Below are 18,000 nucleotides of genomic sequence, written 5' to 3'. Positions count from 1 at the left end.
GTGGCCCGCGCTCTCCCCCAGTTTTTTCGCCTCAACTCGCCAACGCGTCCGCTTCCCGGCCATAGGCCACGACCGCCTCCACCTCCGCGCGGTCGCCAAGCACCACGCCGACACGCTGGTGCAGGCCCTTCGCGGGCACGTCCATGATCGGCATGAAGCCGTCGGTCGCCGCGCCGCCCGCCTGTTCGATGAGGAAGCTCATCGGATTGGCTTCGTACATCAGGCGCAGTTTAGCCTTGCCGGGCGTGCGATGATCATAGGGATACATGAAGATGCCGCCCCGCTTCAGGATGCGGTGCACGTCGGCTACCATCGATGCGGTCCAGCGCATATTATAATCCTTGCCGCACGGTCCCTGCGCACCCAGCACGCGTTCGTCGATATAGCGGGCAATGGCGGGCGACCATTGGCGGCGATTGGACATGTTGATCGCGAATTCGCACTTGCCCTGGGGCATTTTCATGTCGGCATCGGTCATCACCCAGCTGCCGACTTCGCGGTCGAGGGTGAATTCATAGACGCCGGTGCCGACGCTGAGCACCAGGATCGTCTGCGGCCCGTAGATGGCGTATCCGGCGGCAACCTGGGCCCGGCCATCCTGCAGGAAGTCCTCTTCGGTCACGTCGCGGCCAGCGCAGCCTTCGGGCGCCTTGAGCACCGAGAAGATGGTGCCGACCGAAAGGTCGACGTCGATGTTGCTGGACCCGTCGATCGGATCGAACAGCATCAGATATTCGCCCTTGGGATAGCGGTTGGGGATGGGATAGATGGTCTCCATCTCCTCCGACGCCATGGCGGCGAGATGGCCGCCCCATTCATTGGCGTCGAGCAGCAGTTCGTTGGCGATCACGTCCAGCTTCTTCTGGACCTCGCCCTGCACATTCTCGCTGTCGAGGCTGCCGAGCACTTCGCCCAGCGCGCCCTTGCCCACCGAATGGCTGATCGTCTTGCAGGCGCGGGCCACGGTTTCGATCAGCAGGCGCAGTTCGCCGGGCAGGGCGTTGGCCTGCCGCTGCTGTTCGATCAGGAAACGGGTCAGGGTGGTTCTGGACATGGGCCGCCTTTCGCTAAGGGACGGGAAGGAAGGGACGCCCCTTCGCTAGGGGAGTGTAAGGGCCTAGTCCAGCGGGAGGACGGTGGCCCGCAACCCCTGATAACGTTGTCCTGTGACAAAATATGTCTGGCGGAACCGGAGGCGTGCGGTTCCGTTTCGGCTGCGTGTCGATATCCGGCGCTGAGGACCGATCATGGACAGCCTGCTTTCCGCCTTCACCGACCCCGCCGCCCTTGCCGCGCTGATCGCGCTGGTCGTGATGGAGGTGGTGCTGGGCATCGACAATCTGGTCTTCATTTCCATCCTGACCAACAAGCTGCCCGAAGCGCAGCGGCCAAAGGCCCGGCGGATCGGCATCGGGCTGGCGCTGGGCATGCGGCTGGTGCTGTTGTCGATGATCGCCTGGCTGGTGGGGCTGACGCAGCCGGTGTTCGACCTTGGCCTGACCGGACCGCCGGACATGCATGGCGCGCCGACGTTCGAGACGCAATTTTCGTGGCGCGACCTGATCCTGATCGCCGGCGGCCTGTTCCTGATCTGGAAGGCGACGAAGGAAATCCATCATAATGTCGATCCCGATGGCGGCGACGATGTGCTGGGCAAGGGCGGCAAGGCAGCGATCAGTTTCGGCAGCGCGATCACGCAGATCATCCTGCTGGACATGATCTTTTCGCTCGATTCCATCCTGACGGCGGTCGGCATGACCGACAATCTGGCGGTGATGGTGATCGCGGTGATCGTGGCGGTGACGGTGATGCTGCTGGCGGCCGATCCGCTCGCCAATTTCATCGCGCGCAATCCGACGGTGGTGATGCTGGCGCTCGGTTTCCTGCTGATGATCGGCGCGGTGCTGATCGCGGACGGCTTTGGCGTGCATGTGCCCAAGGGCTATATCTACGCGGCGATGGCCTTTTCGACGCTGGTGGAGGTGCTCAACATCTTCGCGCGGCGGGCGAAGACGCGGAAGGGCAGCGCGTAGCGCGGTCGCTGTTCGCGCGATCCTGCGAAGTTCATACCGTTGTGCCACGGAAAAGCGTCGAATCTGCCGCGAGGCGCTCGCGACGCGTCTCCGACGCCTCGCCGACGCTTCCCCGAAGCGCTCGCGACGCCTCTTGCTCCTGTCGGGCGCACGCGGGGAAAGCGGACGGGGGAAGGCGGCAAGACAGCGAGGCATTTTTCCAGTGGATCAGGCGCGCGGCCAGTAGGAAAGCGCGGAGCCGCTCGGCTGGAATATCAGGATGATCGCGTGCTTTCGACGGCATAATGGACCATGTCGTGCGGGATGATGCCCTGTTTGGGGCAAGCGATGGGGCTGGGCGCGCGGCCGGGGCGAGCGACGGTGCGTTCGTCGAATTTCCCGCCGGGCTTGGTGAAGGTCAGGTCCATGCAAAGGGACTTATCGCCGGCAATCCGGGCCGCAACGAAAAAGGGCCGCCCTGTCGGGCGACCCTTTCTATCCTCTCCCTTGTGACAGGGACGATGTCCGTTCGGTTCAGTCGGCCTTCGACTGGAGGTTCACCGCGGCATATTTGCCACGGCGATCGACTTCCAGTTCGAAGTCGAGGCGGTCGCCTTCATTGAGGGCGGCCATGCCCGCGCGTTCGACGGCGCTGATGTGCACGAAGGCGTCCGGCTGGCCGTCGTCGCGCTGGATGAAGCCGAAGCCCTTCATGGCGTTGAAGAACTTGACCGTGCCGCTGGCGCGTTCGCCGGTCAGCTGGCGCTGGGGACCACGGTCGCCACCGCCGAAGCCGCCACGGTCCGGGCGATCGCCGAAGCCGCCGGCGCGCGGTTCGCGCGGCGGGGCGCGATCCGTGACGGGCAGGGGTTCGCCATCGATCACCAGATCGGTGGCCGACACCTTGCCGCCGCGATCCACCAGCGTGAAGCCGAGCGGCTGACCTTCGGCAAGGCCGGTCAGGCCGGCCTGCTCGACGGCGCTGATGTGGACGAACACGTCTTCACCGCCATCGTCACGGACGATGAAGCCGAAGCCCTTCTGACCGTTGAAGAATTTGACGACGCCCTTGCCTTCGCCAACGACCTGGGCGGGCATGCCGCGTCCACCGCCGCCGCCGCCACCGAAGCCACCGCCACGGTTGCCGCCGCCAAAGCCGCCACCGCCGCCGAAGCCGCCGCGGTCTCCGCCGCCGAAGCCGCCCCGATCACCGCCGAAACCGCCACCGAATCCACCGCGGTCGCCACCGAAGCCGCCACCGAATCCACCGCGGTCGCCACCACCATAAAAATTGTCGTCGCCGAAACCGTCGCGCTTGTCCTTGCCGCGCCCGCCGCGGCGACCTCTGTCAAAACTCATGCCCTGTTAGTCACTTTCGCTTCGCCCCAAGACCAATCGGACAAACATGTCGGGCGAATGACATGCAGAATCCACCGCAAAGGCGGGTTTGGGAATCACTATAACAACTTTTCAGGGCAGCGCGAATGATTTTCGCCGCGAAGATCATGATCCGTTCTTCTGGTGCAAAGGGGGGGATGAAGGGAACATTTTGCCGCATCTGCCGGGCGTTTGGTCGCCGGTCGGTGCGGGACGAAAGCGTCGATTGCGGCGCGGGCGGTTTCGCCATAAGGGGAAAGCCATGACCGTGCATTTCCATGAAGAAGACCTGCCTGCCGACGTGCTCGCGCCCGGCCCCATCGCCATCGATACCGAGACGATGGGCCTCATCACCCCGCGCGACCGGCTTTGCGTCGTCCAGATCAGCGACGGAAAGGGCGACGAGCATCTCGTCCGCTTCAATCCCGGCAGCGATTATGCCGCGCCCAACCTGCGCGCGGTGCTGGCGGACCCGGAGCGGCTGAAACTCTATCATTTCGGGCGGTTCGACATCGCCGCGATCAAACATTATCTGGGCGTGGTCGCCGCGCCCGTCTATTGCACCAAGATCGCCTCGCGGCTGGTGCGCACCTATACCGACCGGCATGGCCTGAAGGAACTGGTGCGCGAACTGCTGGGCCAGGACATCAGCAAACAGCAGCAGTCGAGCGACTGGGGCGGGCCGATACTGTCGGACGCGCAGAAGGACTATGCCGCGTCCGACGTGCGCTACCTGCACCAGTTGAAGGCCGAACTGGACAAGCGGCTGGTGCGCGAGGGGCGGATGGAACTGGCGCAGGCCTGTTTCGATTTCCTGCCGCATCGCGCGGAACTGGATCTGGCCGGTTGGCCTGAGATCGATATCTTCGCGCACATGTAAGGGAGCAGCGGGTCCGTGTCCGTCCAGGCCGATCAGCAACGCGACGTGCGCCGCCACTGGGCGCGGCCGGGCGGCGGCCACGACCGGCTGGTCGCGCTGCTCAAGAACTGGCTGCCCGTCGCCGTCGGCGTGTTCGCCGCGCTGCTGGCGACCGCGCCCTTCACGGGGCATGAGGGCGTCAGCTTCGTGCTCGACAAGAACAAGGTCGAGGTGGCGAAGGAGCGGATGCGCGTGACCGAGGCGCTGTATCGCGGCGAGGACAGCAAGGGACAGCCCTTTTCCCTGCGCGCGGGAAGCGCGGTGCAGAAAAGCTCGCGCGAGCCGATCGTGGACCTCAATGCCATGTCCGCGCGCATCCTGCTGTCCGACGGGCCTGCCGTGCTGACCGCGCAGAAGGGCCGGTACGACATGGAAACCGAGCGGGTCGGGATCGACGGGCCGGTGCAGTTCGAATCGGCCGGCGGATACCGGATGACCACGCGGGACGTGGGCGTCGACCTCAAGACCCGGCGGATGAAGAGCGCGGGGCGGGTGGACGGCCGCATGCCCATCGGCGTGTTCAGCGCCGACCATCTGGAAGCCGACATGGCGGCGCGCACGGTGACGCTGAACGGCCGCGCGCGCTTGCGCATCGATCAAAATGGCCTCAAAGGGCAGAAGTGATGAAACGCACCCTGATCCTGACGTCCGCCGGCCTGATCGGCGTCGCGGCGATGATGCTCGCCGGGGCCGGCGCGCCGTCCTTCGCGCAGGTGTTCAAGAATCATGACAGCAACGCGCCCGTCAATTTCACCGCCGACCGGATCGAGGTGCAGGACCGGGCCGACCGCGTCCTGGTGTCCGGCAATGTCGAGGTGACGCAGGCGGGCATGACGCTGAACGCCGCGCGCATGACGGTGGCCTATCGCAATCCGCCCGGAAAAGCGTCGGCCGGGGACGGCATGGGCGGGGTCGAGATCGACCGGATCGACGCGTCGGGAAATGTCGTGGTGCGCAAGGCGGACCAGACGGCGCGCGGCAATGTCGCGATCTACGACCTCAATGCCAAGCTGATCACGATGCTGGGCAACGTCACGCTGACGCAGGGAGCCAACAGGCTGACCGGCGGGCGGCTGGTGATGGACCTCAACAGCGGCCGCTCCACCGTCGACGGGCGGTCGACCGGCAGCGGCGTGCCGGGTACGGCGACCAGCCCGAGCGGGCGCGTGTCGGGCACCTTCACCGTGCCCCAGCGCAGCAACTGAGGGCGCGCCGGGCAGAGCCGCAGGCCGGGAGTAGCCGATTGCCGAAGATGTGGGTTGCGGCAGGCCTGCTGGGCGCATCGGTCGCGGCGCTGGCCGCGCCGGCATGGGCGGAAACCTATCATGTCAATGCGCTGACCGGCGACGACCGGGCGGACGGCACCGCGCCCGAGCGTGCCTGGCGATCGCTGGCGCGGGTCAACGCCTTTCCGTTGAAACCCGGCGACCGGGTCATGCTGACCGCCGGGTCGGTGTGGCGCGAGGCGTTGACGCTCACCCGGTCGGGCACGGCGTCGGCGCCGATCATCGTCGCCGCGACCGGGCAACTGCCCCGCCCGCGCATCGAGGCGGGCGGCGTGTCGCCCCATGGCGTCGCCGTGCTGAACGCCGAATATGTGACGGTGAGCGGGCTGGAGGTCACCAACGACGCGCCCGGCAGCCTGGCGGGCACGGAATCGCGCTTTGGCATATTGGTGTCGGCGCAGGACCGGGGCGTCACGCGCGGCATCCGCATCGCCGACACCTATGTCCATGACGTGCGCGGCACGAACGCGCGCAAGGACAATGGCGGCATCGTGTTCCAGGCGCTGGGCCCCAAGCTGCCGACGCGGTTTCAGGGCATCACCATAGAGCGGAACATCGTGTGGCGGGTCGACCGGTCGGGCATCGCCGGGATCAGCGATCAGGTGACGCGCGCCAACTGGTTCCCCAGCGAGCAGGTCGTCATCCGCGACAATCTGGTCGAGGATGTGGGCGGCGACGGCATCGTGCCGCGCGGCACGGACGGCGCGCTGATCGAGCATAATATCGTGCGCCACGCAGGGGCGCGGGCGCCGGGATATAATGCCGGCATCTGGCAGTGGAGCACTGACAACAGCCTGATACAGCTGAACGAGGCGGCCTATACCCAGACCCGATATGACGGGCAGGGGTTCGATTCCGATTTCAATTCGCGGCGCACGACGCTGCTCTACAATTTCAGCCACGACAATCAGGGCGGGTTCCTGCTGATATGTTCGCCCAGGGTCGATGATCGCGACAATCTGGGCAATCGGGGCACGGTGGCGCGGTTCAATGTCAGCCGCGACGATGGCACGCGGATATTCCAGCTTGCCGGCAACGTGACGGATGCGCTGGTCGAGGGCAATGTCGTCCATGTCGGGGCCGCGCTGGACGTGCAGATGGTGGTGGCGACGCAGTGGGACGGATGGGCGCGGGACGTGCGGTTCCGCAGCAATGCCTTCCGGGTCGCGGGCACCGCCCGCTATGGCCATGAAGCCGGTCGCAGCGGCCCCGATTATCTGATCGAGCCGGGCTTCGCGCCCGCCGACTATATCCTGTTCGACGGCAACAGCTTCCTGGGCCGCCATATCGACGCGCCGCAGGATCCGTCCGGCCGATATGATGCCACCTACACGCCCGCGCCTGCCGACTGGGACGTGCCGGTGTTCGACCCGGCAAGGCCGGAAGGCTTTTCCGATTTCCTGATCCATCATCGCAGCTGGATGATGACGATGTTGCAGCGGGAATTGTTCGCGCCGGTGAGGTTGCGGCAGGCGCAGCCCATATCCCTGTTCGAGGCGCGGCGTCAGGCTTCCACGCGCTGACCGGTGCTTACCCATGCAGCGACGATCGGAGCCATTCGGGCCGATCGCCGCGATGTCGTGTCGCGCGATTGGACGATCCGGGGGCAAGGGCGGCGGCCGCCCGAACCGGGATGCCGTCCCGTCCTGTCCCGGCGCGCCGCGCCACCCTGCCGCGTACGGCCCGGATCAGGCCTTTATGCGGACGCTCCGATGCTCGGCCGCGGAGCGGTAGATCGCCTCGATCACGCGCATGTCGGCAAGGCCTTCCTCGCCCGCGACGATGGGCGTCGAGTTGGTCAGGATGCATTCGGCCAGATGGTCGAGCTGCCCCGCGAACTGCGTCTTGGGCGCGGCGGGCAGCACGCGGGGGGCGGCGACGCCGTCCTTGCGGATGGTCATGCTCTGGCCCTGATAGGGCGTGGCCGGCTCCATATCGATATAGCCCCGGGTGCCGATCACCCGATAGCCGTTGTGCGACGAACTGTAGCTGGACACGCAATTGGCGATGATGCCGGAGGGGAAGCGCAGCATGAAGTTGATGCGGTCTTCCACCGTCTTGAAACGCGGATCGTTGCGGTCGGTGGATTCCACCGCGCTGACTTCCACCGGCTCCTCGCCGGTCAGGTAGCGCGCGGCGTTGAGGCTGTAGATGCCGATGTCCATCAACGACCCGCCACCCGACAGGGGGCGGTCCAGACGCCATTGGTTGGGCTGCGCCGGAAAGCCATGTTCGGCGGTGATGAGGCGCGTCGGGCCGACATGGCCGCTGCGCGCGAGATCGATGGCAAGGCGGTTATACTGTTCAAAGCGCGAGCGGTAGCCGATCATCAGCTTCTTGCCCGCCTTCTTCGACGCGGCGATCATCGCCTGGCATTCCGCCACCGACACGGCCATCGGCTTTTCGCACATGACATGCTTGCCCGCCTGCGCCGCGCGGATGCTGTATTCGGCATGCATGCTGTTGGGCAGGACGATGTAAACGACGTCGATGTCCGGGTTGTCGCGGATGCGGTCGAAATCCGCGTAGCTGTAGCGGTGCGTGCCGGGGATATTATATTGCGCGCCATATTGTTCCAGCTTGGCGGGCGTGCCGCTGACCAGCGCCACCAGCCGGGCGCTGTCGCAGCCGGCGAAGTTCGGCATGATCTGGCGCGTGGCGTAGGAGCCCAGGCCGACGACGGCATAGCCGATCTTGCGGGTCTGGGCGAAGGCGCGGGGCGCGCCGCTTCCGGCCAGCGCCATTCCTGCGCCGATACCGCCGATCAATGCTCTGCGCGAATGCTCCATGCCTTCATCCCTCCGACAAATGGGTGTGACGCCACATCCCTGTTCTTGCTCCACACATCCTATAGGATAGTAAATAGCAGAGGGGTAGTCAGGCGTGCTGCATCCAGCCGAAATGTCCGGCGGCGATCGCGACCTGGGTGCGATTGCGGACGTTGAGCTTGCGCATCAGGGCGGTCATGTGAACCTTCACCGTGGCTTCGGCCATGCCGAGTTCATAGGCGATCTGCTTGTTGAGCAGGCCCGAATGGACGCAGCGAAGAACCTTCATCTGGGTCGGGGTCAGATGGGGCGCGGGGATGGGCGGCGTATCCGCGACCCTGTGATCCTGCGGATCGTGCCTGTGCTGCAGTTCCATGGCGAATTGCATCTGACCTCTCCCTTTGCTGATCCCGCGGAACATGGACGCGTTCCGAAAGCCAGGATTCGTTATCGCTAACGATATGAGAATCAGTCAGACAGATTCAAGCAGATTTTCACGGGTCGCGCGAATTATCCTAGTTTAGCGTGGCATATATGTATAACCTGTCTAACAGATTTCCGGGGTTCGACCGTTCGAATCACTGGATGCGGGTTCAGGGGAGGGGCGGAAATGATGACGTTACCAACGTATCGGTCGATGGGAGGCGACAGCGTCGGCCTCATGCGCCTCCAGCCGGAGCGGGCGCTGTGAACCCGGCCGACTATCGTTTGCTGATTGCCGCCGTCGCCGGCATCGCGCTGTCGATCCTGCTCATCATCAAGGGCCGGCTGCACCCCTTCGTCGGGCTGCTGTGCGGCGCCTTCACCGTGGGGCTGCTGGCCGGCCTGCCGATGGAGGAAACCGCCAAGGCGGTCGAAAAGGGCGCGGGCAGCATTTTGGGCGGCACCGGGCTGGTGGTGGCGCTGGGTCTGGGCCTGGGCGCGATGCTGCAACTGTCGAACGGCGCGGGCGGGATCGCGAGCGCGGCGCTGCGCATGTCGGGCGTGCGGGGCGCGCCCTGGGCCAGCCTTTTCACAGCGCTGCTGATTGGCCTGCCGCTCTTCTTCGAGACGGGCCTGGTGCTGTTGCTGCCGATCGTGGCGTCCGCCGCCGCCGCGCTGCCCAATGGCCAGAATGACGATACGGCCAAGCTGAAGCTGATGCTGCCCGCCTTGTCGGGCCTGTCGGTGGTGCACGCGCTGGTGCCGCCGCATCCCGGCCCCTTGCTGGCCGTCAACGCATTGGGCGCCAATCTGGGGCTGACGCTGGTCTATGGGCTGATCGTGGGCATCCCGACCGCGATCATCGCCGGGCCGCTGCTGGCGCGATTCACGGCGCCCGGCGTCAAACTGAGCCCGCCGCTGCTCGATCCCGTCCAGCTCGACGTGGCCACGCCATCGGTCGGACGCGCGCTCGCGGCGGTGCTGCTGCCCGTGGTGCTGATCGCGGCCGGGCAGGCGGTGGCGCTGATGCCGGCGCAGGTCGCCACGCATTTCGAATGGCTCAAATGGATCAGCCATCCGGTCGTCGCATTGCTGGTGGCGGTGCTGGCGGCGTTGCCGCTGCTGTTCGGGCGACGCATCGCCGACGCGCAAGTGCAGGGCGCGATCTGGACCGAGGCGATGACGCCTGCGGGCGGGATCATCCTGGCGATCGGCGCGGGCGGCGCGTTGAAGCAGGTGCTGGTGACGGCGGGCCTGTCCGACATGCTGGTGCGGCTGGCTGAAGGCGGGGCGATCTCGCCCATCCTGCTTGCCTGGGGCGTGTCCGTCTGTATCCGCCTCGCCACCGGGTCCGCCACCGTCGCGACCATCACCACGGCGGGCGTGATGGAGGGGCTGGTCGCGGCCTCCGGCGTTGCGCCCGAATGGATGGTGCTGGCGATCGGCGCGGGGTCGCTGTTCTTCAGCCATGTCAACGATCCCGGCTTCTGGCTGGTGAAAAGCTATCTGGGGACGGACATGCCGGGCACGTTCAAGACATGGTCGGTGATGGAGACGGTGGTCGCGGTGGTTGGCTTGCTGCTGGTGCTGCTCGCCAGCAGCATCCTGTGAACGGGCCGTCGCGATGAGCGCACCGCGCCTGTCCGATCATGCCTATGCGGCGATCGTCGACATCATCAATGCACAGGATCTGGAGGTCGGGGCGCGCCTGCCTTCCGAAGCGCGGCTGGCCGAAATGTTCGGCATGTCGCGCGCGATCGTGCGCGAGGCGTTGATGCGGCTGGCGTCCGACGGCATCACCGAGGCGCGGCGGGGAGCCGGCTCCTTCGTCAAGAGCCGCCCGTCCGAGCGGCTGTCCGCCTTCATGTCGGCGGCCGAGCTGCCGACCACGCTTGGCAGCTACGAGGTGCGCTTCGTGCTGGAGGCGGAAGCCGCGCGGCTGGCGGCGACACGGCGAACGTCGCAGGAAATGGCGCATATCGAGGAAGGGATGGAGCTGCTGCGCGAGGCGCTGCTGTCGAGCGAGCCGGCCCATGCCGAGGATATGGAACTGCACCGCCGGATCGCGGAGGCGACAGGCAACCCCGCCTTTCGCCTGGCGTTCGAGGCGCTTCATCCGGACATCGACAAGATCATGCGGGCGGGCGTCGATATCTCGCGATCCCGCCCGCCGCAGGTGATCGCGACGATGCTGCGCGAGCATGACGTGATCGTGGACGCGATCCGGGCGCAGGACCCGGAGGGCGCGGCGCTCGCGATGCGCTGGCATCTGTGGGAGGGCCGGCGGCGGTTGATGCCGTAAGGCGCGTCGGCGCGGCGCGGCGCGGTCCGGCCTAGCGTAGCGCGCCCAGCACCCTGTCGCGCAATGTTTCGGCGGGCATGTCCGTCGTGAGGATCATCGCGCCTTCGTCGGGCAGCGGCCGCTCCAGCGTGGCGAGTTGGCTGTCCAGCAGGCTGGCGGGCATGTAATGGCCCGGCCGGTTGCCAAGCCGTGCGAGCAGCGCATCCCGGTCATTGTCCAGCATCACGAACCGGACCGGCCCCCCGATCGTCGCGCGCAGCCGGTCGCGATAGATTTTGCGCAGCGCCGAGCAGGCCGCGACGGCACCGCCGTGCCCCTCCTTCGCGGTCGCGATCGCACGACCGAGCCGATCCAGCCACGGCCAGCGATCCTCGTCGGTCAGCGGCGTGCCGTTGCGCATCTTGTCCACCGCATCGGCCGAATGAAAATCGTCGCCCTCCAGGAAGGGGCATGCCAGCGTCTGTGCCAGCAAGGCCCCGAGGGTCGATTTGCCGCAGCCGCTGACGCCCATGACGATGAGGACGGGCGGCGCGGACGGAAGCAGGGCGGGGGATGAAGGCAAGGCGGTCTCGCGCGAAGGAAATGCGGGCCGTTTGCAGCCTCGCCATGATGATCGCGCTATACCGGCAGCGGCGGGGCGCTGAAAACTACGACCTTTGTCGCAAGTGCCAAGGCGGAGCCGCTCCCCTAGCGAGGAAGCGTCCAGCACCAGCCAATGAGGAGAAGCGGCTATGATCGCACGCAGCATGATCGCGGCGCTTTTGGCGGCAACGGCCCTTGGCGCGCCCGCCACTGCCCTTGCCGCCGGGCAATCGCTCTTTCCCGTCGCGCCCGACGAGCCCCACGCCGTGACGGTCGCGGCCAGGGGTGATGGCCGCGCCGACGACAGCGATGCGATCCAGGCGGCGCTGGACAAGGCGCGCGACAGGACCGGGCATGGCATCGTGTTCCTGCCTTCGGGCCGTTATCGGATAACCAAGACGCTGGTCGTGCCGGCGGGGGTGCGCGTCTATGGCGTCGGCGCGACCCGGCCGGTGATCCTGCTGGGGGCGAACACGCCGGGATTCCAGAAGGGCGTGTCGACGATGATCGTCTTTGGCGGGGGCGACCAATATAATGTCGGGCAGGTGCCGGTGCCCGTGCCCACGGTGGTGCCGCGCGACAGAATAGTGCGCGACGCCAATTCGGGCACTTTCTATTCGGCGATGAGCAATGTCGACATCGAGATCGGCGCGGGCAATCCGGCGGCGGCGGGCGTGCGATTCCGCATGGCGCAGCATGCCTTCCTCAGCCACATGGATTTTCGCCTTGGGAGCGCCTTTGCCGGCGTCTATCAGGCGGGGAACGTGATCGACAACGTCCATTTCGAGGGCGGCCGATACGGCATCGTCAGCGAAAAGACATCGCCCGCCTGGCAGTTCACCTTGCTCGATTCGACGTTCAACGGGCAGAAGGCCGCCGCCATCCGCGAGCATGAGGTCGACCTGACGCTGGTCAATGTCGCGATCCGCAATACCCCGGTCGGGATCGAGATCGACCGCGGCTATGGCGACAGCCTGTGGGGCAAGGATGTCCGCTTCGAAAATGTGTCGAAGGCCGGGATCATCATCTCCAACGAGGAGAATGTCTTCACCCAGATCGGGTTCGAGAATGCGCTTGCGGTGAACAGTCCCACATTCGCGCGGTTCCGCGACAGCGGGCAGGCGGTGAGCGGGAAGGCGAAGGCGTACAAGGTTGCGGCCTTTTCCTACGGCCTGGCGGTCCCGGCGCTGGGACAGATGGGGGAGTATAGGACGGAGGCGCGGATCGAGGCGTTGCCCGCCATGCCCGCGCCGCGCGCGGATGCGATCCGCGACCTGCCGCCCATGGCGCAATGGGTGAACGTGCGCACCCTGGGCGCGGTGGGCGACGGCAAGGCGGACGATACGGCGGCGATCCAGAAGGCGATCGACGCCAACAAGACCCTCTATTTCCCGACCGGCTTCTACAAGGTCACGAACCGTCTGACGCTGCGGCCCGACAGCATCCTCATCGGCCTGCATCCGGCGATCACGCAGCTCTATATTCCCGACAACAACCCGGCCCATGCGGGGCTGGGTTCCGTGCAGCCGATCCTGGAGAGCCCCAGGGGCGGCGACAATATTCTGTCGGGCCTTGGCCTCTTCACCGGACGGGTCAATCCGCGCGCATCGGCCTTGCTTTGGCGATCGGGCGAGAATGCCCTCGTCAACGACGTCAAGATCATGGGCGGCGGCGGCACGCCCACGGCGGACGGCACGATGCTGGTCGCGGCGCGCGTCCATACCGGCGATCCGATCACCGACGACCGGCTGGATGCGCAATATCCGAGCATCTGGGTCACGGACGGGGGCGGGGGCACTTTCGTCGACGTGTGGAGCCCGAACAGCTTCGCGCAGGCGGGCTTCTATATCACGGACACGGCGACCCCCGGCCACGTCTATGAAATGTCGGTCGAGCATCATGCCCGCAACGAGTTCGTTCTGGACAATGTGCAGAACTGGGAGTTCCTGGCGCCCCAGACCGAGCAGGAAGTGGGCGACGGGCCGGACGCCATCTCCCTCGACATCCGCAATTCGAAGAATTTGCTGTTCGCCAACTATCATGGCTATCGCGTGACCCGCACCTATGCGCCGGAAAAGAGCGCGGTGAAGATCACCAACTCAGGCGACATCCGTTTCCGCAACGTCCATGTGAACGCCGAAAGCGGCTATGCGACCTGTGACGAGGAGGGGTGCGGCACGTTCCTGCGGGCGAGCAAATATCCGTTCGACAATGCGATCGAGGATGTGACGCGCAAGCTGCTGGTCCGCGAGCGCGAGTTCGCCAGCCTCGACATCGGCCCGGCGGGCAGTGCGATCCCGGCGGTCGCGCCGGCCGGCGAGGTCAGGAAGCTGGAGGAAGGATTCTGGTCGATTTCCGGCGCGGCGGTGGACGCGCAGGGCGCGCTCTATTTCATCGACCGGCGGTTCCAGCGCATCCACCGCTGGAGCGAAGAGAAGGGGCTGGAGATCGTGCGGGACAATGCGCTCGATCCCGTCAACCTTGCCATCGATGCGTCGGGGCATGTGATGGTGCTGTCGTCCCTTGGGGCCAAGGGCGGCGTCTATTCCTTCGATCCGAATGGCCCCAAGGACGCGATGACGCTGATCCAGCCGACCCCGGTGCGAAGCGGCGGCGCGGCGCGCACGCTGTTGCCGGTCAACTGGTGGAACAATGGCGAGTTTCGGGACCAGCTGGACTTCAAAACCTATGAGTTCACGACCCTGGCAGAGATGTTCGTGCGAGACGCGGGCACGCCCAAGGCGAGCGAATATGTGTCGCCCGACGGCAGCCTGTCGCTCCCGGCCTTCCGCACATGGCAGCAGGGGCCTGTCGACCACACCGGCTGGCGCTGGTCGGACAGCCTCAACGCCCATGGATTTGTGGCGGGGAAGACCGGCGACCGACTGTTCGTCACCAACGCGTCGGAGAATGTGACCTATAGCGGCATCGTCGGTGCGGGCGGGGTGCTGAAGGCCCTGAAGCCCTTCGTCAATCGCGGCGGCGAAAGCGTGGCGGTGGACGGGCAGGGACGGGTGTTCGTCGCCAATGGTCAGATCTTCGTTTACGGCCCGGACGGCAAGGAAACGGGCCGGATCGATGTGCCGGACCGGCCGCTCCAGATCCTGTTTGGCGGGCCCGACAAGCGCACCCTGTTCATCCTGACGCACCACGCGCTTTACGCCGCAAGGCCCTGAAAAAATGGCCGTCGCGCCGACACCTACGACCTATGTCGTAAGTGTCGGCGGCGCGCCGGACGGCTAGGGTTGAAGAGATCGCTCGATATGGGCGCGGCCGCCTATGGGAGGGTGGCCGAGAGAAAAGGGGAAGATCCATGAAAGTGACGATCGGAATTCATCGGCAACTGGCGAGCGTAAGCCTTGCGGCGGTGGCCGCGATGGCGCTGGCGGGCGCCGCGCAGGCGCAGGACGCGAAATCCGCCGCCCCGCAGGAAGCCGCCGGCGACGCGAACATCGTGGTTACCGGATCGCGCATCACCACCAGCGGCTTCAACGCGCCGACCCCGACCCAGGTGATCGGCGAAGAGCAGATCACCAACAATGCGCAGCCCAATATCTTCAACACCATCGCCCAGCTGCCATCCCTTCAGGGATCGACCGGCGCGGCCACCGGCACCTTTTCGACATCCAGCGGCCAGCAGGGCTTAAGCTCCTTCTCGCTGCGCGGCCTTGGCCCCATCCGCACGCTGACCCTGCTCGACGGCCAGCGTGTCGTAGGCGCGAACGTGACCGGCGTGCCCGACATTTCGATGTTCCCGCAACTGCTGGTGAAGCGCGTCGACGTGGTGACGGGCGGCGCGTCCGCATCCTATGGTTCGGACGCGGTGGGCGGCGTCGTCAACTTCATCACCGACACCCATTTCGAAGGGTTCAAGGGCAACATCATGGGCAGCATCACCAAATATGGTGATGACGAAACCGCATTGGTGCAGGGCGCATGGGGCAAGTCCTTTGCCGACGATCGCCTGCATGTGGTGCTGAGCGGCGAATATGACCATGAAGGCGGCGTGGGCGCGGGCGATTTCGGTACCGACCTGGCGGGCAGCCGCAACTGGTATCGCGCGACGACGCTGATGAACACCGGCGTCACCAACAACGGCCTGCCGCAGTTCAACTATCGCGACTTTGCGCAGCCCTACCAATATGCGCGCTATGGCCTGATCAACAACGGCCCGCTGCAGGGCATCGCCTTCGACCAGAACGGCGTCCCCTATAATTTCCAATATGGGTCCAACGGGCAGCCGCAGGGCAACGGCCGCGTCAGCAACTGCTTTCCGGGCAACAGCTTCTGCGTCGGCGGCGACCTGACCGGCGCGCCAGGCTCCGGCGCATCGCTCAAGTCGGAACTGGAACGCATCAACGGCTATGGCCGGATCGGCTATGAATTCGCCGACAACAACGAAGCCTATCTGACCGTCAACGTCGCGCAGGTGAAGACCAATAACCAGCCGAGCCCCGGCTATAACCGCCCGAGCCTGACCGTCCAGTGCGCCAACGCCTTCCTGCCGCAGCTTATCAAGGACCGCTGCGCCACGGCCGGCATCACCAGCTTCAGCTTCGGTTCCAGCAACGCCAACTTCCCCGACCCGCATGTCTATACCGACCGCAAGCAATATCGGTTCGTGGGCGGCCTGAAGGGGGCGGTCGATGTCGCCGGCACCGACTGGAACTACGACTATTATTATGAGCATGGCATCACCATTTCGGACATCAACGTCCGCGACATCGTGCTGCAGAACCGCTACGTCGCCGCGACCGACGCGATCGTCGTCAACGGCGCCATCGTGTGCCGCGATCCGGTGGCGCGCGCCAATGGTTGCCAGCCGATCAACATCTTTGGCGGGGCCACCCCGTCCGCCTCGGCCATCGCCTATGTCGCGCCGGGGGACAATGGTCCGTTCCAGCACACCAAGCTGACGCAGGACGTCGCGAGCCTCAACATTTCGGGCAATCCCTTCGATAGCTGGGCCGGCCCGGTGTCGGTGGCGTTCGGTGGCGAGTATCGCAAAGAATTCTATCGCGTGAACGCCGACCCCTATGGCGCGGGCGTTTCGGCGCTTAGCCCCAACAGCGCTGAATATCCCGCCGATCCGCTGCTCAATTCGACGCTGGGCAGCAACTGGGCGGCCGGCAACTACAAGAATGGCCGCGGCAAATATGAAGTGTGGGAAGGCTATCTGGAAGTCGACCTGCCGCTGATCAACAGCGACGCCATGGGCCGCGCGAACCTGAACGGCGCGGCGCGTGTCACCAATTACAGCACGTCGGGCACGGTATGGACCTGGAAGGTCGGCGGCACCTGGGACACGCCGCTGGATGGCATTCGCCTGCGTGCGGTGACATCGCGCGACGTGCGCGCGCCGAACCTGTCGGAACTGTTCGCGGCGCCGACGGTCACCACGCTGCCCAACTTCAACGATCCGTTCCGCAACCAGGCGGTGCAGGTGTTCCAGAACACCGTCGGCAACACCAATTTGCGGCCGGAAGTGGCGCGCAACACCGAACTGGGCATCGTCCTGTCCCGGCCGTCCTGGCTGCCGGGCCTCAGCCTCTCGTTCGACTATTACAACATCAAGCTGAGCGGCGTGGTTTCCACCCTGTCGGCCGACCAGATCGTGCGCTTCTGCTTCGAAGGCAACCAGGCCTTCTGCGGCGGTTTCCAGCTTAACGGCGCGCAGGGCACCAACTTCGTCAACGTCCAGCCGTTCAACCTGGCGTCGTGGAAGACGAGCGGCTTCGACATCGAGGCCAGCTATCAGTGGCAGCAGCCGCTGGGCCTGCCGGGCAGCTTCACCGTCCGGGCGCTGGGCACCCACATCCAGAAGTTCATCGTCAATGCGGGCATCGCCGGCGTCGATCCGGTTGATCAGGCGGGCGCGAACAACGGCAATACGCCGGACTGGAAATGGCTGGCGGTACAGACCTACGACAGTGGCCGCTTCACGCTGACGGTGCAGGAACGCTGGTTCAGCGACGGCACGTTCGGCAACCAATATGTGGTTTGCCAGACGTCCTGCCCGGTTTCCACCGGCAACCACCCGACCATCGACTATAACAAGATGAAAGGCGCTTTCTATGTGGACGTAGGCGCGTCGTTCAAGATCACCGACGCCGTGTCGATCTATGGCAAGGTCGATAATCTGTTCGACAAGGATCCGGTGGCTTCGCCGCAGACGAACACCGGCCTCGACATCAATCCGGCGCTCTATGACACTCTGGGCCGCATCTACAGGGCGGGCGTCCGCTTCAATTTCTAGGACGCTCGTTCATTCTCCCCAACCTTGTCCCGGCCCTGCATGGCCGGGACATTTGTTTCTAAAGAAGGAATAACG

At 65.6% G+C, this 18,000-nt stretch carries 15 protein-coding genes; 9 read left to right on the top strand and 6 right to left on the bottom strand.

The window, feature by feature from the left end; all coding sequences use genetic code 11:
* Positions 1-31 precede the first annotated feature (31 nt).
* Positions 32-1,054, bottom strand: a complete 1,023-nt coding sequence (locus AX724_RS20430; protein ID WP_066770438.1) for a class 1 fructose-bisphosphatase — start codon at positions 1,052-1,054, stop codon at positions 32-34.
* 193 nt (positions 1,055-1,247) lie between these two features.
* On the opposite strand from AX724_RS20430, the gene AX724_RS20425 reads away from it, so the two are divergent.
* Positions 1,248-2,033 carry a TerC family protein gene (locus AX724_RS20425; RefSeq protein WP_066770435.1) on the top strand — a complete coding sequence of 262 codons (786 nt, stop codon included), beginning with the start codon at positions 1,248-1,250 and terminating at the stop codon, positions 2,031-2,033.
* Between the two features lie 254 nt (positions 2,034-2,287).
* Here the strand turns inward: AX724_RS20425 and AX724_RS23790 are convergent, their stop codons facing one another.
* Positions 2,288-2,440, bottom strand: a complete 153-nt coding sequence (locus tag AX724_RS23790) for a hypothetical protein (RefSeq protein ID WP_156448194.1) — start codon at positions 2,438-2,440, stop codon at positions 2,288-2,290.
* 106 nt (positions 2,441-2,546) lie between these two features.
* The gene (locus AX724_RS24800) at positions 2,547-3,371 is read right to left on the bottom strand and encodes a cold-shock protein (protein WP_066770432.1); all 825 of its coding nucleotides are present in this window, start codon (positions 3,369-3,371) and stop codon (positions 2,547-2,549) included.
* A 280-nt stretch (positions 3,372-3,651) separates the two neighbouring features.
* Here AX724_RS24800 and AX724_RS20415 point away from each other — a divergent pair, with 280 nt between their 5' ends.
* The 4 genes from AX724_RS20415 to AX724_RS20400 are packed head-to-tail and all read left to right on the top strand — an operon-like array spanning position 3,652 to position 7,117.
* A complete protein-coding gene (locus AX724_RS20415) occupies positions 3,652-4,269 on the top strand; it encodes a ribonuclease D (protein WP_066770428.1) in 618 nt (205 codons plus the stop codon).
* A gap of 15 nt (positions 4,270-4,284) precedes the next feature.
* A complete protein-coding gene (locus AX724_RS20410; RefSeq protein WP_066770425.1) occupies positions 4,285-4,932 on the top strand; it encodes an LPS export ABC transporter periplasmic protein LptC in 648 nt (215 codons plus the stop codon).
* Positions 4,932-5,513: an LptA/OstA family protein gene (locus tag AX724_RS20405; protein WP_066770423.1), complete on the top strand. Its 582-nt coding sequence runs from the start codon at positions 4,932-4,934 to the stop codon at positions 5,511-5,513. Before AX724_RS20410 ends, AX724_RS20405 begins: the two co-directional genes overlap by 1 nt.
* 47 nt (positions 5,514-5,560) lie before the next feature.
* Complete coding sequence (locus AX724_RS20400) at positions 5,561-7,117, top strand: right-handed parallel beta-helix repeat-containing protein (protein ID WP_066770419.1); 1,557 nt, start codon at positions 5,561-5,563, stop codon at positions 7,115-7,117.
* 165 nt (positions 7,118-7,282) lie between these two features.
* Here AX724_RS20400 and AX724_RS20395 read toward each other — a convergent pair whose 3' ends face one another.
* A complete protein-coding gene (locus tag AX724_RS20395; protein WP_066770418.1) occupies positions 7,283-8,383 on the bottom strand; it encodes a Gfo/Idh/MocA family protein in 1,101 nt (366 codons plus the stop codon).
* Between the two features lie 88 nt (positions 8,384-8,471).
* On the bottom strand, positions 8,472-8,750 hold the full coding sequence (locus tag AX724_RS20390; protein ID WP_231736776.1) for a helix-turn-helix domain-containing protein: 279 nt from the start codon (positions 8,748-8,750) through the stop codon (positions 8,472-8,474).
* A gap of 299 nt (positions 8,751-9,049) precedes the next feature.
* Here AX724_RS20390 and AX724_RS20385 point away from each other — a divergent pair, with 299 nt between their 5' ends.
* Positions 9,050-10,396 (top strand): GntT/GntP/DsdX family permease, encoded by a 1,347-nt coding sequence (locus AX724_RS20385; RefSeq protein ID WP_066770415.1) that lies wholly within the window; start codon positions 9,050-9,052, stop codon positions 10,394-10,396.
* Between the two features lie 13 nt (positions 10,397-10,409).
* Positions 10,410-11,087: a FadR/GntR family transcriptional regulator gene (locus AX724_RS20380; protein ID WP_066770411.1), complete on the top strand. Its 678-nt coding sequence runs from the start codon at positions 10,410-10,412 to the stop codon at positions 11,085-11,087.
* Between the two features lie 31 nt (positions 11,088-11,118).
* On the opposite strand, the gene AX724_RS20375 is transcribed toward AX724_RS20380, so the two are convergent.
* Complete coding sequence (locus AX724_RS20375) at positions 11,119-11,598, bottom strand: gluconokinase (RefSeq protein WP_082733623.1); 480 nt, start codon at positions 11,596-11,598, stop codon at positions 11,119-11,121.
* Between the two features lie 220 nt (positions 11,599-11,818).
* Here AX724_RS20375 and AX724_RS20370 point away from each other — a divergent pair, with 220 nt between their 5' ends.
* Both AX724_RS20370 and AX724_RS20365 read left to right on the top strand, forming a co-directional pair.
* A complete protein-coding gene (locus tag AX724_RS20370; RefSeq protein WP_066770397.1) occupies positions 11,819-14,845 on the top strand; it encodes a glycosyl hydrolase family 28-related protein in 3,027 nt (1,008 codons plus the stop codon).
* Between the two features lie 137 nt (positions 14,846-14,982).
* Positions 14,983-17,925, top strand: coding sequence for a TonB-dependent receptor plug domain-containing protein (locus AX724_RS20365; protein WP_066770394.1), 2,943 nt, complete (start codon positions 14,983-14,985; stop codon positions 17,923-17,925).
* Positions 17,926-18,000 lie beyond the last annotated feature (75 nt).

Source organism: Sphingobium sp. CCH11-B1 (assembly GCF_001556865.1).
GTDB lineage: Bacteria > Pseudomonadota > Alphaproteobacteria > Sphingomonadales > Sphingomonadaceae > Sphingobium.
This window is presented reverse-complemented; position numbering and strand designations above follow the sequence as displayed.

Bases quoted from the DNA above. Each gene is read 5' to 3' on its own strand.
- AX724_RS20430 (WP_066770438.1), bottom strand. From the start codon at position 1,054: ATGTCCAGAACCACCCTGACCCGTTTCCTGATCGAACAGCAGCGGCAG.
- AX724_RS20425 (WP_066770435.1), top strand. From the start codon at position 1,248: ATGGACAGCCTGCTTTCCGCCTTCACCGACCCCGCCGCCCTTGCCGCG.
- AX724_RS23790 (WP_156448194.1), bottom strand. From the start codon at position 2,440: ATGGACCTGACCTTCACCAAGCCCGGCGGGAAATTCGACGAACGCACC.
- AX724_RS24800 (WP_066770432.1), bottom strand. From the start codon at position 3,371: ATGAGTTTTGACAGAGGTCGCCGCGGCGGGCGCGGCAAGGACAAGCGC.
- AX724_RS20415 (WP_066770428.1), top strand. From the start codon at position 3,652: ATGACCGTGCATTTCCATGAAGAAGACCTGCCTGCCGACGTGCTCGCG.
- AX724_RS20405 (WP_066770423.1), top strand. From the start codon at position 4,932: ATGAAACGCACCCTGATCCTGACGTCCGCCGGCCTGATCGGCGTCGCG.
- AX724_RS20400 (WP_066770419.1), top strand. From the start codon at position 5,561: ATGTGGGTTGCGGCAGGCCTGCTGGGCGCATCGGTCGCGGCGCTGGCC.
- AX724_RS20395 (WP_066770418.1), bottom strand. From the start codon at position 8,383: ATGGAGCATTCGCGCAGAGCATTGATCGGCGGTATCGGCGCAGGAATG.
- AX724_RS20390 (WP_231736776.1), bottom strand. From the start codon at position 8,750: ATGCAATTCGCCATGGAACTGCAGCACAGGCACGATCCGCAGGATCAC.
- AX724_RS20380 (WP_066770411.1), top strand. From the start codon at position 10,410: ATGAGCGCACCGCGCCTGTCCGATCATGCCTATGCGGCGATCGTCGAC.
- AX724_RS20375 (WP_082733623.1), bottom strand. From the start codon at position 11,598: ATGGGCGTCAGCGGCTGCGGCAAATCGACCCTCGGGGCCTTGCTGGCA.
- AX724_RS20370 (WP_066770397.1), top strand. From the start codon at position 11,819: ATGATCGCACGCAGCATGATCGCGGCGCTTTTGGCGGCAACGGCCCTT.
- AX724_RS20365 (WP_066770394.1), top strand. From the start codon at position 14,983: ATGAAAGTGACGATCGGAATTCATCGGCAACTGGCGAGCGTAAGCCTT.